The organism is Candidatus Scalindua japonica (assembly GCF_002443295.1).
GTDB lineage: Bacteria > Planctomycetota > Brocadiia > Brocadiales > Scalinduaceae > Scalindua > Scalindua japonica.
Window position 1 is genome coordinate 59,609 of record NZ_BAOS01000013.1, and the last position, 14,694, is coordinate 74,302.

At 40.0% G+C, this 14,694-nt stretch carries 13 protein-coding genes and 1 tRNA gene; 5 read left to right on the plus strand and 9 right to left on the minus strand.

From position 1 onward, the window contains the following. Window positions 1-170: 170 nt before the first annotated feature. Both SCALIN_RS07745 and trpS read left to right on the plus strand, forming a co-directional pair. Complete coding sequence (locus SCALIN_RS07745) at window positions 171-1,397, plus strand: LL-diaminopimelate aminotransferase (RefSeq protein ID WP_096893940.1); 1,227 nt, start codon at window positions 171-173, stop codon at window positions 1,395-1,397. Between the two features lie 183 nt (window positions 1,398-1,580). Next, the gene (gene trpS, locus SCALIN_RS07750) at window positions 1,581-2,558 is read left to right on the plus strand and encodes a tryptophan--tRNA ligase (RefSeq protein ID WP_096893941.1); all 978 of its coding nucleotides are present in this window, start codon (window positions 1,581-1,583) and stop codon (window positions 2,556-2,558) included. Between the two features lie 6 nt (window positions 2,559-2,564). Here the strand turns inward: trpS and SCALIN_RS07755 are convergent, their stop codons facing one another. Next, window positions 2,565-4,184 (minus strand): hypothetical protein, encoded by a 1,620-nt coding sequence (locus SCALIN_RS07755; protein ID WP_096893942.1) that lies wholly within the window; start codon window positions 4,182-4,184, stop codon window positions 2,565-2,567. A 6-nt stretch (window positions 4,185-4,190) separates the two neighbouring features. After that, the gene (locus SCALIN_RS07760; protein ID WP_096893943.1) at window positions 4,191-4,748 is read right to left on the minus strand and encodes a hypothetical protein; all 558 of its coding nucleotides are present in this window, start codon (window positions 4,746-4,748) and stop codon (window positions 4,191-4,193) included. A gap of 232 nt (window positions 4,749-4,980) precedes the next feature. Here SCALIN_RS07760 and SCALIN_RS07765 point away from each other — a divergent pair, with 232 nt between their 5' ends. The 3 genes from SCALIN_RS07765 (at window position 4,981) to SCALIN_RS07775 (ending at window position 8,464) form a co-directional block, all read left to right on the plus strand. Further along, window positions 4,981-6,162 carry an MFS transporter gene (locus tag SCALIN_RS07765; protein WP_096893944.1) on the plus strand — a complete coding sequence of 394 codons (1,182 nt, stop codon included), beginning with the start codon at window positions 4,981-4,983 and terminating at the stop codon, window positions 6,160-6,162. Window positions 6,163-6,383: 221 nt separating this feature from the next. Further along, a complete protein-coding gene (gene argS / locus SCALIN_RS07770; RefSeq protein WP_096893945.1) occupies window positions 6,384-8,099 on the plus strand; it encodes an arginine--tRNA ligase in 1,716 nt (571 codons plus the stop codon). A gap of 288 nt (window positions 8,100-8,387) precedes the next feature. Then, window positions 8,388-8,464, plus strand: a tRNA-Met gene (locus tag SCALIN_RS07775). A 13-nt stretch (window positions 8,465-8,477) separates the two neighbouring features. On the opposite strand, the gene SCALIN_RS07780 is transcribed toward SCALIN_RS07775, so the two are convergent. The 7 genes from SCALIN_RS07780 to SCALIN_RS07810 form a co-directional block, all read right to left on the minus strand. Continuing rightward, entirely contained in the window at window positions 8,478-9,452 is a 975-nt protein-coding gene (locus tag SCALIN_RS07780) for a site-specific integrase (protein ID WP_096893946.1), read from the minus strand. A 77-nt stretch (window positions 9,453-9,529) separates the two neighbouring features. Next, complete coding sequence (tnpC, locus tag SCALIN_RS07785; protein WP_096893127.1) at window positions 9,530-11,089, minus strand: IS66 family transposase; 1,560 nt, start codon at window positions 11,087-11,089, stop codon at window positions 9,530-9,532. 3 nt (window positions 11,090-11,092) lie between these two features. After that, a complete protein-coding gene (locus tag SCALIN_RS07790) occupies window positions 11,093-11,272 on the minus strand; it encodes a hypothetical protein (RefSeq protein ID WP_096893947.1) in 180 nt (59 codons plus the stop codon). 1 nt (window position 11,273) lies between these two features. Further along, window positions 11,274-11,450: a helix-turn-helix domain-containing protein gene (locus SCALIN_RS07795; RefSeq protein ID WP_096893948.1), complete on the minus strand. Its 177-nt coding sequence runs from the start codon at window positions 11,448-11,450 to the stop codon at window positions 11,274-11,276. Window positions 11,451-11,540: 90 nt separating this feature from the next. Next, entirely contained in the window at window positions 11,541-11,861 is a 321-nt protein-coding gene (locus SCALIN_RS07800) for a hypothetical protein (protein ID WP_096893949.1), read from the minus strand. An 89-nt stretch (window positions 11,862-11,950) separates the two neighbouring features. Further along, window positions 11,951-14,125: a DUF3987 domain-containing protein gene (locus SCALIN_RS07805; RefSeq protein ID WP_162532210.1), complete on the minus strand. Its 2,175-nt coding sequence runs from the start codon at window positions 14,123-14,125 to the stop codon at window positions 11,951-11,953. Between the two features lie 132 nt (window positions 14,126-14,257). Beyond that, window positions 14,258-14,458, minus strand: a complete 201-nt coding sequence (locus SCALIN_RS07810; RefSeq protein ID WP_096893951.1) for a hypothetical protein — start codon at window positions 14,456-14,458, stop codon at window positions 14,258-14,260. Between the last annotated feature and the right edge of the window lie 236 nt (window positions 14,459-14,694).

A 14,694-nucleotide genomic window follows, 5' to 3' on the forward strand; every position in this document is an offset into this window, starting at 1 on the left:
GCTGGTTTGTCTGTGTTAAAGTAATTTTCACGCTTGTTTGGAATGCCAGAATTATCACACAGGCAGTAAAACGAGTGTTACAAATTAAAATATTAATAGTGATAATTCGTGAGAAGTTTAAACTATATTAGAAAACACGTGATTAACGTGAAAGAACAGGAGAAAATATAATGGTAAAAAGAAACGAAAATATTGCAAAATTACAGGCGGGGTATCTGTTTCCTGAAATAGGAAGACGTAAAAAAGCACTTTTGGAAAAAGAGCCGGATGCGAAACTGATTAGCCTTGGAATCGGCAACACTACTGAAGCGCTGAGCACACATATCGTTGAAGGACTTCATAAAGAAGTAACCAGGCTTGGTACATCTGAAGGTTATACAGGCTATGATGACGATGCACAAGCCCAGGCTTTTTTAGACAAATTAAAGACAAGAATTTCAAACAATTGGTATAACGGCATTATAAGCCCTGAAGAGATCATTGTTTCAGATGGATCAAAACCTGATTGCGGAAGGCTGTTCTTCCTTTTTGGCAATAATGTATCAGTTGCTGTCCAGGACCCCGCGTATCCGGTATATGTAGATGGATCAGTAATGATTGGAGCAACCGGGAATTATAACTCTGACACAGAAGAGTTTGATGGTATAGAGTATATGAGGTGTACCGAAGAGAATGATTTCTTTCCTGATTTATCAAAAGTCAAAAGAACTGATTTGATTTATATATGTTCACCTAACAACCCTACAGGCGCTGTTGCAACAAAAAAGGAACTTAAAGAGCTGGTTGATTTTGCGAGAAAAAACAGATCAATAATTATCTTTGATGCTGCATATTCCGAATTTATTAGAGAAAAAGGCCTGCCAAGATCAATCTTCGAAATTGAAGGTGCCAGGGAATGTGCTATTGAGGTCAGTTCCCTGTCAAAACCTGCGGGGTTTACAGGTGTAAGGCTTGGCTGGACAATTGTCCCAAAAGAGTTGAAATTTGATGATGGACAGAGCGTAGGTAAAGACTGGCAGAGAGTAGTAGGTACGCTATTTAATGGTTCATCAAATATTGCTCAATGGGGAGCGATTGCAGCACTATCAGAAACCGGGCTCTCTGAAATAAAGGAAACAGTAAATTATTATATGGAAAATGCTAAAATCATAAAAAATGGATTAGACGGGTTGGGTATAAAAACATTTGGAGGAGTCAATTCCCCTTACATCTGGGCAGCCTTTCCCGGTAAAAAGTCATGGGATGTTTTTGAAGATATCCTGACCAAAGCACATGTTGTAACAACACCTGGCGCAGGGTTTGGCAAGGCCGGCGAAGGATTTGTCAGATTTTCAGCATTTGGAAAAACCAGCGATATTAAAGAAGCGGTTAAGAGATTACAGGAAAATTTAAAATAATTTAGTATATGCATCTGATGTAATATTATTAACCCTTCGACTCCGCTCAGGATGACATCATCCTGAGCGCTCTAAATATTGTCATCCTGAGCGGAGTCGAAGGATTGTTTTTTGTCGTAAAGCGACCAAACTTACTCCCCCTTAAAAGGGATTCATGAAATTTGTGTCATATAATACTAAAAAATGAAAAAACGATTATTCAGTGGTATCCAACCAAGCGGTGAAGTCCACATTGGGAACTATCTGGGCGCAATTAAGAACTGGATAAGTCTACTTGATGACTACGACTGTATTTTTTCGATTGTAGACTATCATGCAATAACGGTAGAGTATAGTCCCGGCGTAATGCAGGAGAGGATCATAAATGCAGCCGCTACAAACATTGCTGCAGGCCTGGATACAGACCGTTGCATTATCTTTGTACAATCCCAGGTACCCGAACACACAGAGTTAACGTGGGTACTGAACACGCTGACACCAATGGGAATTCTTGAAAGAATGACTCAATTCAAGGATAAAGCACAACAGAACGAAAAGAATATCAATGTGGGACTGTTTGACTATCCTGTACTTCAGACCGCTGACATCCTGTTGTATAAGGGTCAGGCAGTACCTGTTGGCGAAGACCAGGTCCAACACATTGAGTTGTCACGTGAAATAGCAAGAAAGTTTAATACAAGATATGGAGAACTGTTCCCCGAACCACAACACATCCTTTCAAACGCACCCAGAATCATGGGGCTGGACGGTAAGAATAAGATGAGTAAAAGCATGAACAACTACATATCTCTTATCGAAAAACCTGATGCCATCTGGAAAAAATTATCAAGGGCCGTAACCGATGAAAACAGGAAAAGAAGAGACGATCCGGGAAACCCTGATATCTGCAATGTCTACACCCTGCACAAATATTTCTCAACAGATTCAGAACTGGACAGAATAAATAAACAATGCAGGTCTGCAGAGATAGGCTGTGTTGATTGTAAAAAAATACTATCAGAGAACATGGTCAAGGAACTTGAACCAATCAGAGAAAAGAGCTTAGAACTGATCAACAACCCTGTCAGTGTAATGGATACCCTTAATGCTGGCGCCGAGAAATGCCGGAAAATTGCTAAAGAAACAATGAGCGAAGTAAGATCATTGATGGGCTTGAGATAAATTCATTCATAACTTATTTATATTGTAAATACGATTTGCCAGTTGTTTTGCCCGCATACCATGAATTGAGATTAAATGCCATTCCTTGAGGTTACCAATGCGCAATATTTTATTCTTCTTATATGCTAACCCAAGAAAATTACCGCTCAGATCTACAATCTGGTCACCTTTTACAATATACTCGGCATAATTGCGTGTACCACGAAACCCCTCATTATCAAAAAACAATTCATCCTCAGTTATCATTAACAGTCTATCTCTTTTGAATACAAAATAATCTTCACTGACTCCACGAATTCTGTCCATAACACCTAATCGTTTATGATTACGTAACGAAAACAGCACAGGCATATATGAAGTGAAAACAGATGCTTTGTCAATAGGCAAACAATGTTTAATCTCTTCACTGATTACCAACGCTGCTATCTTAACCTTGCCTGGTTTAACAAATAACTTTGTAACCGGTTTGTCATTGACCGATATTTTATAGGTGGCATTATTACTATACGATGTTGAAGGGTCCAGCCCTATCTGGTCTAATAGCGTGAATAGTACATATTCATCTCCCATCTTAACAGGTATCCCCTGCATGGTTATCACTTTATAACTCCCCTTAGAGCCGATTGTTATGGTAAATGTAACCAGTTTGTCTAATATGTTTTCACTGTACGCGCTATCAGCTGGTTGAATAATACTTTGGATTTTTGATTTTACTTTCGCGGTCTCTCCTTCAGCAATACTGGCGATTTTTAAAGCTTTTGCTTCGGCCTCCCTGGCTATACCGGCTTTTTTTAATGCAATCTCTTTCTGGTTATTGGCTTGTTCCGCTAAGTTGAGAGCGATCGTTTCATTTTCACTGGCTTTTGCAGCATTTAACCGCTCTTCCTCGGCAATTTTACGTGCAATCTCTTCGCTTTTTCTCGCCTCCTTCTCCTTTAATCTGGCCTCCTTTGCCAACTTAAGTGCATCCTCTTCCCTCTTCCTGGCCTCATCTGCTCTCTTTTTAGCCTCTTCCGCTTTCAATCGTAACATCTTAGCAACTGCGAGGGCTTTCTGTTTATCCTCTTTTGTCTTTTCTGCCTCAGTTTTTACATTTTTTACAATTTGCAATGCGTGCTGTTCTTGTTTCGTGGCTTTTTCCAGGGCTACTTGCAACTGGCCTAAAGATTTTAACGCCTGCTGCTCTCTCTCCCTGGCCTTTTCTGATTCTGCTTGTGACTCTTTTACGATTTTCTGTGTTTTCTCTTCATTCTCCCGAGACTTTAGCAATAACTTACTAAACTCTTCCTTTTCACTGATAACCTTTGACAATTTTGTTTCAACCTTTGCAACCTTTTCCTTCTCAACCTTTACCAATTGCCTGATTTTTTTGGCCTCAGCTTTGGCATACAACGTTGATTGAATGGCTTTCTCCCTTTCCTTATCCAATGCGGAAATTTCATTCTTTAGTTCCAGGACCTGTGCGTGAGATTTTTCCGATTCTTGTTCAGCCTGGATCTTCGACTCTTTTAGCTTGTTATAATCATCAACGGTTAAATAACTGTTATGAAACGGATTTACCTGGCTGAGGGTAGTCAGGTAAAGAATCAGAAAGATATCACACATACCAACAAGAAATATTCTCATAATAATTTATACCTCTTCAACAAAACCTGGAGTTGACGTATCCGGCAGAGGAACAATAATGGTAAATTTCGCGAATAAATGTAATAAAATACCGGATATAGTAGTAATATATGCCAATGGAGCAGATAGAGAACCTGTCATAAACTGAGTTAAGCAGACACCCAACAAAGACCCTAACAACCCAAGGTACATCGGCATCTCACAAAGAAATATTATCTCTCTTCTTTCTCTCTGACTTAAACATCCACTCTTTGCCTTTTGTGACGCAAAGAGGATTGGAAACATCTGTAACGCCCCGAATGTCGCGAGAAGGACTAAAATCCACTTGGAGATTACGAATGGCGTGTTGTTTGTACTTTGTGGATTGGTATCAATAAGATATTGGGTATTATTGTCTACCGGAGGTTTGAAATCGGAAATCGGTCCGGGAGAGACCACAAGATAACCGATAAAACCAAGTAACAAGATAAACAATACCAAGAGAGGTATAAAGATATGGAGCGCCCCTGAATTCCCGCTATAGTTCATTATTGGTTCTTCAATATTCTCTTCTTTATTGGTCACAATTTGTTCCCTCTTTCTTTTTGGAGTTCAGTAATATTCTTTCCTGACAGATCACTATTGTTGGCATTAAGATGGCATTAATAAATTTTACTCTTTTTATCAACCATTTCAAATCAAAACCGATCAATATTAAATATGAGATTTTATTCCGTTACATTGTTGAATGTGATAAAATACTCTTTGTCGTCACTTCCTTCTGACTTATTCGGGTTTCCAATATTTCAAAATTCAAATGACAAAAAACAATGGTAGAGTCTTATCTACATCAATACTCCTGTTAACGTTTTCTCATCTCTTTAATGATTTTTATGCCGGTTTTTTAATGCCTCTTCTCTCCTATTTTCAGTCACATCTCCACTTAACAATAACACAAGTGTCCATATTGCCCACTGTGCTTGCGGTGTTTGGTTCAATCTTGCAGCCCGTATTCGGATTTCTTGGTGACAGGTTCAGCAAGAAACTATTTGTCGTAACCGGTGTTCTCTGTTCCGCAATTTTTATGAGTTGTATAGGTTTTGCGCCAAACTTCATTTTACTTATTTTTATGCTCATATTCGGGGCTTCAGGTGTAGCCTCCTTTCATCCCAATGGAGCGGCTACTGTTGCTGGTCTTATCCAAAACAGATCTACTTTTTTGATGTCTATCTTCCTTATGGCCGGTTGTATAGGGCTGGCCGGAGCGCCATTTATTATCACTTCGATTGTATCTTTCGGTGGTTTTAACAAACTATGGTTATTGTCTTTGCCAGGCGTAATACTGTCTTTAATATTGATTAAGGTTTTACCCGGTTTTCATGGAAATAATAGTAAGACAAGGCTATCTGATTTTAAAATACTTTTTGTCAGAACATCGCGCCCGTTGTGGATTATGTTTTTAATAATGTTTACCCGTTCGGTAGTCATTACAAGTTTTATGAGCTTCATGTCAATCCTTTTTACGGAAAGAGGGCTCACAATGCACAGAAGCGGGATTGCCATATCCACTTTTCTGGTCAGTGGAAGTATCGGCGGTTTGATCGGCGGATATCTTTCTGATAAAATAGGCAGAAAGATCATAATAGCCGGCTCCTCAATCTTTGCTTGTCCTCTACTTTTATGGTTTTTACATGCAGACGGGAATTTTTCGATGATATTATTGGGTTTAAGCGGCATGGTTATTTTTGGAGCTTCTGCTGTTAATATATTAATAGTTCAAAGATTGTGTCCGGACATGGCCAGCTCTATTGCCGGGATCTCAATGGGACTTGTCTGGGGTTCTGCAGGCCTTATGCTCCCTGTAGTCGGGTATATTGCGGACCATCATAATATGTGGACATCCTTAAGGATTGTAGCATTAACGCTTCCGTTAGCAGGAATGCTGGTTTTAATGCTGCCGGATATTGATAGTCCGGCGAAACATCTGAGTAAAGAGTAGTAAATTCTGAGTATTTAGTTTATTATCTCAAATTAAGTCGCTATAGCGACGAAAGACTATCCTTCGACTCCCCGTCCCATCCGGCACAGGCGAGGCACTCGTAATGATGTCACACTGAGCGCCTGCCCGACTTCGTCATTCAGGCGGGGAGTCGAAGTGTAATCAATATTGAAATATACACATATTTTTAAAATACAAAAACATATTCAAAAAGGAACAAAATGGATATATTTATAAAAAACATTGTAGATGTTCTAAAAGTGGAGGTCCCACTTTCTGAGGAAGAGATAGAGGGTTTCATAGAGATCCCTCCTGATCTTGAAAAAGGCGACTATGCGTTTCCATGTTTTGCCATTGCGAAACAGTTAAGGAATGCCCCTGCAAAAATATCCGCCGAACTTGCGCAAAAACTGCCAACCGGTGGAATAATTACTGAAATCAAAGCCATAGGTCCATACCTGAACTTTTATGTCTCCAGGAAAATGATCTTTAAAGCAGTTCTGGATGAGGTATTTACAAAATCAGACTCTTACGGATGTTCGGAATCCGGAGCAGGCAAAACTGCCGTCATTGATTACTCTTCCCCAAACATTGCAAAACACCTGGCAGTACATCATCTCCGTTCTGCGGTAATTGGGAACGCCATTCACAACATATACAAGACCATAGGATATAAATGTATAGGGATAAACCATCTGGGCGATTGGGGTACGCAGTTCGGACAATTAATAGTCGCCTTTAAGAGATGGGGTCCGGACACAAAGGGCCACGTCTCTATAAAAGAGACAGGGCTCGACATCACCAAACTTAACGAACTGTATGTTAAGTTCCATAAGGAGGCCAAAGATAACCCGTCTCTGGAAAATGAGGCCAGAGATTGGTTTAAGAAGCTGGAAAATGGAAATGAAGAGGCGGAGAAAACATGGCAATACTTTAAAGACATCAGTCTGTCAGAGTTTCAAAGGGTATATGAAAAACTGGGCATAACGTTTGATTCATACGCTGGCGAGAGTTTTTATAACAACATGCTTGATGATACAGTTAACAGAATAAAAGATGCGGGGCTGGCTGAAATAAGCGAAGAGGCCCTGATCGTAAACCTTGAAGAGTATGACATGCCCCCCTGTATATTGAGAAAGAAGGATGATGCCAGTCTCTACGCAACCAGGGACATATGTGCCGCTGAATATAGAAAGCGGGAGTATGATTTTAACAAACTTATCTACGTCGTAGGATCAGAACAGAGACTACACTTCAAACAATTCTTCAAAGTCCTTGAACTTATGGGATATGAATGGGTGGACGACTGCGTACACGTAGATTTCGGCCTGATAAAGTTTAAAGGTGGAAAAATGTCCACACGAGAAGGTAAAGTCATCCTGCTGGAAGATCTGCTGGAAGAGTCGTGTAAGATTGCCATGGAAATTATAGAAGGAAAAAATGCGGATCTTGAAAACAAAACGGAAGTGGCAAATCAAGTTGGCATTGGTGCCATAATCTTCTCAGAGCTGAGCACTAAAAGGGTCAAGGATGTCCTGTTCGATTGGGACGAAATCCTTAATTTTGACGGTGAGACCGGCCCATACGTCCAATACACCCATGCAAGGCTCTGCAGTGTATTGAGAAAGTGTGGTGAAACAGCTACAAATGAGGTAAATTTTGATCTCTTTAAAGAAGATGATGAACTGCTGTTAGTCAAAAAACTGGAATTCTTACAATTGACAATAATACGTGCCGCGCGACACTGTGAACCATCGATAATAAGTAAATACCTGCTTGACCTCTGCAGCACATTCAACAGGTTCTACCAACACCACAGGATACTTATTGATGATAGTGAGTTAAAGAAAGCAAGGATTCTATTGATTGATTCCGTCAGACAGGTGATAAAGAATGGCCTAAGCATACTTGGCCTCAAAGCTCCAGAGAGGATGTGATAAAACTTCTTAGACAGGATTCACAGGATGACCAGGATGTTGACAATCTTGATTATAAGGTTTGTCCTTTCACCATTTCAAATAACTTGAAACGATTGACCTATCTGTTGGAAATCTGCTGTTTCCAGCCGTAAGCATTATGCCTGTATTTGTTGAAATTACTTCTTTTCTATCACAAATAGTTCCTGCATTCCTGTTTTCCTTAGAGAAACTTTACTAAGAAAGATAAATTTTGTAATTTCTGTTTGACAGATGATATATACTGATATATTATATTGTTATTGGAGACGCGGGGTAGAGCAGCTTGGTAGCTCGTCGGGCTCATAACCCGGAGGTCGCAGGTTCAAATCCTGTCCCCGCTACCAATTATATAAGGACTTAGGACTTTGTTCTAAGTCCTTTTTTATTGCAGGTGTCCAAAAAGTGTCCATCTTTATAAAATTTCTGCATAAAAATGGTACCATCTTGGTGAGTAATGTTTGGAATGTATCCACTATATTTCTTGAACAACATCTCTACAGAAGTATGCCCCATCATCCTAGCTATCCAACTTGGATTTTCACCCGTGGAAAGCATTAAGGTTCCAAAAGTATGTCTGGTCTGATACATAATTCGCCTTCTAAGCCCTGTCTCTTTTAAAGCAGGATACCATATCCGCTTTCTAAGGTTGCCAATATCGACAATTTTCCCTTTTTTGGAGACAAAAACGTAAGGACTGCTTAGAAAAGTTTTTTCAGACTGTCTTTCAAGAGCCGCTTTAACAGGTGGCAGCATATCTATTGATCTGCGGCTTGCAACGGTCTTAGGTGAGCTTTCCTCACCCATTACCCTGGCATCAACGACATTGATCTTAGCCCTGTTGAAATCAATATTATCCCACTTCAATGCTATCTGTTCAGACGGACGTATTCCGGTAAAAAATGCTACTTCAAAGTAATCCCTGAAATGTATATCTATATTCTCCAGAAACAATCTGACTTCTTCCATACTGAGTGGTTTGATTTCCGTCTTTTCTACCCTTAGCATACCAATACCATCTATTGGATTGATTGTAATGATCTTACGTCTATATGCAGTCTTATACATGGTCTTTAACGGCACAAGGATATTATTAACCCTCTTGTTGCTCAGTTTATCCTTTAAATCTTTAATCAGGTTTTCTATATCTGCTTCTGACACCTGACCTAACCGTTTCTTGCCAAAGGCCGGGATTAAATGAAGATCAAGAATACTTTTGTAATCATAATAACTTGATCGCTTAAGATGCGATTTTCTCTCTTCCAGCCATTGTTCTGCAAACTCCTTGAATAATATACCCCCTTTCGGTTTGTTAATATATCGTTCCTCCGACACTTCTATTGTACGCTTCGCCCAAGCCTTTTTTGCTAAAGTTTTTGAATGCCCTACACATTCCCGCTGTAAGCACCCAGTTAATCACGTCTAGCGAGTTGCTCCAGTTCCTTGGAATCGACATTCCAAGGCAGTAAATCATTTACTGGTTTTCGATCTCGTAAATACATTGGCATCTCTTCGAAAACCTTTCGAAGATACCAGTAAGGCTCTAATCCATTAGCCCTTGCAGTTTCAACCAGCGAATACCAAGTTGCAGTTGCCCTTGCACCGGCCTCGCTTTGTGCAAACAACCACACCTTTCTACCCGTCGCAATAGGCCGGATATGACGTTCCGCATTGTTGTTGTCCAGTTGCAGGCGTCCGTCTTCCACGAAAACTGTTAGTTTTGACCATTGGTTGTTAATGTAGGTAAATGCATTCGACAGCAAACCTCCATAGCTAAACGCCTGCACCTGATTTCTATTAATCCAGGAACGGATCTTATCCAAGCAAGACTTAACTACCTCTTGTCTATATCTCTTTCGTTGATCCGGTGGTTTCTCTTTTTCTTGATTGTCAAGGTAGTAGAGTTCTCTGATCAACTCCATGCCTTGCCGGGCAATATTGGCAGCGCCTGGCGAACTGGCTTTTCTTGCAACATCAAACTTACGACGAACATGTGCCCAGCATCCCAACTGGATAACATTAGGACGCGAGGCTGATGCCCCATAACCAGCGTAACCATCGGTTTGCAAAAAACCACTGAACCCTTCCAACAGTTTGCTGGCTACAGCTCCTGCACGGCTGGGACTGTAGTGCATAAGTACAATCGGGGTATCGTTACCGCCAGTAACACGACACCAGATATAGGACTTCTGTTTAGCAGTTCGTCCTTCTTCGCTCAGAACCTGAAGGGTGGTTTCATCAATGTGAAGATAGTCATGTCCATCAAGCGCATTTTCCATGGTAGCTACCAGAGGAGAAATAATTTGCTCTGCACCTTTGATCATCCAGTCTGCCAATGTGGTACTGGTGAACGGTACGCCAAAACGTTTTCCAGCAATAGAAGCTATACGGTTTAGCGGAAGACCATCAGCAAATTTGCTCGAACCAACCCAGGCAAGAACACCTGGTGATGCTTGGGTTCGAGGCAAAGGAGCCGGTGGACTTTGTTGTGCAGTTATTGGCGGTTGCTTGCACTTGGAGTTAGAGCAACTGTACTTGAACTTAATGTTCTCTATTACTTGAAACCTGGCGGGAATCACGTCGTACTGAAATGAAACCTCTTCTCCTATTCGATTCAGGCAAGAACCACAGGAACACTGTTTCTCTTCTTCCAGCAGATCATGCTCCACGCGAACACGCGGAAGATGCTGGGGAGGGACACGTCGACCACCAGTCTTTCTGGTGTGCTCAGGTACCTTAGTTTCGGTTGCAGGTTCAACCTCACAAGCAGCATCCTCGTTACCGAACAGCAATTGCTGGCGCTTATCAAAACGCTCAGACTTTGAACTGAAACGATGATAAAGGAGGTAGTTGATCTTTTCTTCGAGTAGCATGATCTGGTGGTCTCTAGATTCGAGTTTACAACGCAACTCATCGTTCTGCGCAAGCACATTTTCAATACTAAAATCTGTTATTTCAACCACCGCTTCCATGACCTAAATCATACCATATTTCCTATTCATTCGATAGCTTATACTGCAATTATTACTGGTTTTTTTACCAAACTTTAAAGGTGTTAACTTGGTGCTTACTTCCCGCTTACGAATACCATCAACATAAAAGTCGATATACCAGCGCAATTTGCCGTCTTTGTCCTTCTTACTATAGATGCCCATGCTACCTCCTTTCCACTAAATTGGATTCCAAAAATTTGTCAATTTCAGACTTTTCAAATTTTAAATGGCGTCCAATCTTATAATGGCGGATTTTTTTTGTAAAGCACCAATAACGAATCGTACTTTTTGGCACACCCAAATACTCAGCAATATCATCAACACTTAATAGCTTTTTCATTTATTCTTCCCGGATATTACCTTACCGAAACAATACCGTTGTCCCGGATTACCGCATCATTTACACCTAGATTTTTCAGCACTTTCAGTGTTACCTTCTATACAAATTAATAGCTTGTAAATATAAACTTTCATATGAAGCTAATGCCTCGTTAAAACACTCGATACTTGCCGCACCCTCATTACATGCTTTCCATACATTGTTGATCCTGTCATCTGCATTGTTGATCTTATCATCAAGACCAGGATGATGTTCTCCTATATACTGTATTGTACCTTCTATATAGCTTTTATTAACTTTGCTCACAGTTTCAAGAAAGACATCTTGAAGGTGTTCATCTGAGATCGGCTCTAACTTTTTTTTACTACCTTCCGGCTTTGCCCTCGAAAGATACTTTTCCATTAAATCCATTGTTTTATTCTCCTTAAAACCATTGACAACATTGACAGAATGGTATTCTACCGCTCAAAAAAGAGACTTTGTCAATGCTGTCAATGAATTCATAGCGTTTTGATTATTGGATTTACCTCAAAGGTCGCTGTTCTTGTTCCCTCGATTTCCTTGATATAGCTTCTTTCAATCAACAACTTTAGCCCCGGTGTAACTTCTCCCATTGTTTTTAAGGCATATTTATGTCTCAAGACATCTCTTCCGGTAAATGTGTAAGGCTTATGATGTATTAAGTATTCGAGTATCCTTTTAGCTGATTCAATCTCTGGACTCTCATTCATGAGGCCAAATGTCGCTAACGCATGTTCACGATAATAGGCGCCTATTACAGCAGAACCATTGACAACATTGACAGAAATAGGATTATTTGTTGCCTGTTGTCCTTTCTCTGCATAATGTAACAATCCAGCTATCCTTGCAACTGCGCCGGGAAGTTTAGATCCCCAATCCTTCATCGCTGACATTTGTTTACCCGGCTTCATTTCAGCTTCTATATCGTCATGGAACTCATCCCATGCCACATGTGCTTCAGAAGACAACTCAAGATTGTGAAGACTTAGCGGCACGCTCATTAAACTAATTATATGTTCTCTATATTCTTGTTTAAGTTCCTCTGATATTGTCTCTTTCTGCCGTTTTCTATAACCTGCCCGATGTTGACAATAACAATACAAAATCCTCCCGATAAGACCGCGCCCTTTAAATTGTTTATTTCTTCCAATTTCCTTGATAATGTCTTGCTGAACAGCCAAACATATAGTTAAGGCGGGGGATCTCATAGACTGCGACTTTCTTCCTATTCTGTGATTGCTGCAAGGGTCTCCTGCATGGCCTTTTAGATAAACGTCAATATTTCCGTTACCATTTGTATTGTATCTACCAGCCATTATTCCAAAGATGCCGCCTTCTGCACTTGTTACGCTCATGCGTTCATTGTTCTCTGTCATTAATTTAAACAAGGCTTCGGATGTAATATCATCCACTATGTATACAGGAGCCTCTTCATCGTCGCCTGTTACCTCTCCGGCCTTCTCTTCCTGATACTCATAAATAGGAGCCATCATTATATTCATTGTGCTTGTTTTGCGTTCACCCGGATCAAGGATTGGACAAGTAAAAATATTAACTGGTTCAGTGTGTGTTAATAAGTTAACTTGGCACTTCTTTGAAAGGCATGTAGATAATGCCGCTAAATACATGCTTCCTGGCAATCCTTTATCTACTTGATTTACTTCGGCTACTGCCTCAACCATTTTTCTTCCTGTTACTGGCAACATTTCTGTGGGAAATTCCGGGAGTTTAGAAAAGTCATCAAAGGGTATGGGGTCCTGCCATTCGTTCTCATCTGCCCCAGTATTTTTATTGATAATGGGTTCTACAGTGTCTTGAGATGGTATCCATGCGGGTGCATCCTTGATAATACTAACCAGTTTGTCTTTATCATTACCCGGTATCTCTGCCCAATCAATAATATCCCCTTTCTCTTGCAGCCCCGGCAACTCAATTATCTTCACAACACCTACTTTATTATGTATATTATTCGCAATCATTAAGGTATAATCCATGCCGGGCTTGTCATTATCAGGAATGAGAACTACTTTTTCTTTGTCGTCTATATATTTGAAATATTCATCTTTCCATTTACTTTTGGCTCCTGAATCAAGTGTTGTGGCAGGCAACCCCCACTTTCTTAAAAGTTCCGCTTTGCCTTCGCCCTCGACAAAGATCAATACCTTATTCTCGACGACATCTGGCAGGTTATAAAGTACAGGTTCGCAACCTCTGCCATTTACCCATTTTCCATGCTTCAGATGTTTAAAGAAAAACTCCTTATTTTTCCCATCTCTTCCGGGTTCAACACGTTCCTTGATATAAAGTGTTTTGCCTTCAACGTCTTTGTAGTTAAATGTTGCCACTACCTCTGATTCAGCAGAGGTATTTGCAATCCCATGCATTTCAGCCAATTTATTAACAGCCATATTGAAATTTACTCTTTTATAACCCATAAACAAATCAATCACGCTCCCACTTGCACCACAGGCAAAGCATTTAAATCTATTTCTGTTTTTATCTAGGTTTAAACTGGGATGAATATCTCCGTTATTATGCGAGTGAACGTTGTAACATTTGATTTTATTTTGGTTAATAATGCTGAAACCAAGACGATTTGCGAGACCAATAATATCTACTTCTTTCTTGACTTTATCTACTAACTCTTTGTTCATAGTTTTGCCTGACTGATTTCTTCTAAAAAATAATCTATACATTCTCGACTAAATTCGAGGTTTCACTGGTACATTCTTTTGCCAGAAGTTTATCACGATACCATCTTAATAAGTATTTCAACACGGACATTCTCATTTTGATGACACCTCAAAAAGTGCTTCACGTATTTTATTAATATCACTTTTCTTATAAATTCGGTGGCCGTTGTCTAAGGTTGTAAAATCCTCAGCCTTCAACTTCCTTGACTTGAATAAGTAGTCCAGCCGGTAGCTGGGTATGTCTAATACTCTTAGTATTTCTGATGTGCTTAGTAACCGTTCTGTATTTGCCACTAAAAACCCTCCTGTTAATGTTGAAACAGCAATAACGTAAACCCTTCACTATTCCTTGTTTCAGCGTCTAATATTAGACAGAAAGGGGACTCATGGATTAAGATATTTCTGTAAGATTTGTAAATAACGATAGATACGACGATAAATATTTTTTTGAGAAAGTTTAAAACAGGGCAAATATTGGCGTCTAATATTAGACGGGAGGTGATAATTCTATGGCTTGATTGGTTTACGAG

What these genes read in the sequence shown, in the direction of transcription:
- trpS (WP_096893941.1), top strand. Translation starts at nt 1,581, where the DNA reads ATGAAAAAACGATTATTCAGTGGTATCCAACCAAGCGGTGAAGTCCAC.
- SCALIN_RS07800 (WP_096893949.1), bottom strand. Translation starts at nt 11,861, where the DNA reads ATGGATTTAATGGAAAAGTATCTTTCGAGGGCAAAGCCGGAAGGTAGT.
- SCALIN_RS07790 (WP_096893947.1), bottom strand. Translation starts at nt 11,272, where the DNA reads ATGGGCATCTATAGTAAGAAGGACAAAGACGGCAAATTGCGCTGGTAT.
- argS (WP_096893945.1), top strand. Translation starts at nt 6,384, where the DNA reads ATGGATATATTTATAAAAAACATTGTAGATGTTCTAAAAGTGGAGGTC.
- SCALIN_RS07745 (WP_096893940.1), top strand. Translation starts at nt 171, where the DNA reads ATGGTAAAAAGAAACGAAAATATTGCAAAATTACAGGCGGGGTATCTG.
- SCALIN_RS07765 (WP_096893944.1), top strand. Translation starts at nt 4,981, where the DNA reads ATGACAAAAAACAATGGTAGAGTCTTATCTACATCAATACTCCTGTTA.
- tnpC (WP_096893127.1), bottom strand. Translation starts at nt 11,089, where the DNA reads ATGGAAGCGGTGGTTGAAATAACAGATTTTAGTATTGAAAATGTGCTT.
- SCALIN_RS07795 (WP_096893948.1), bottom strand. Translation starts at nt 11,450, where the DNA reads ATGAAAAAGCTATTAAGTGTTGATGATATTGCTGAGTATTTGGGTGTG.
- SCALIN_RS07805 (WP_162532210.1), bottom strand. Translation starts at nt 14,125, where the DNA reads ATGAACAAAGAGTTAGTAGATAAAGTCAAGAAAGAAGTAGATATTATT.
- SCALIN_RS07755 (WP_096893942.1), bottom strand. Translation starts at nt 4,184, where the DNA reads ATGAGAATATTTCTTGTTGGTATGTGTGATATCTTTCTGATTCTTTAC.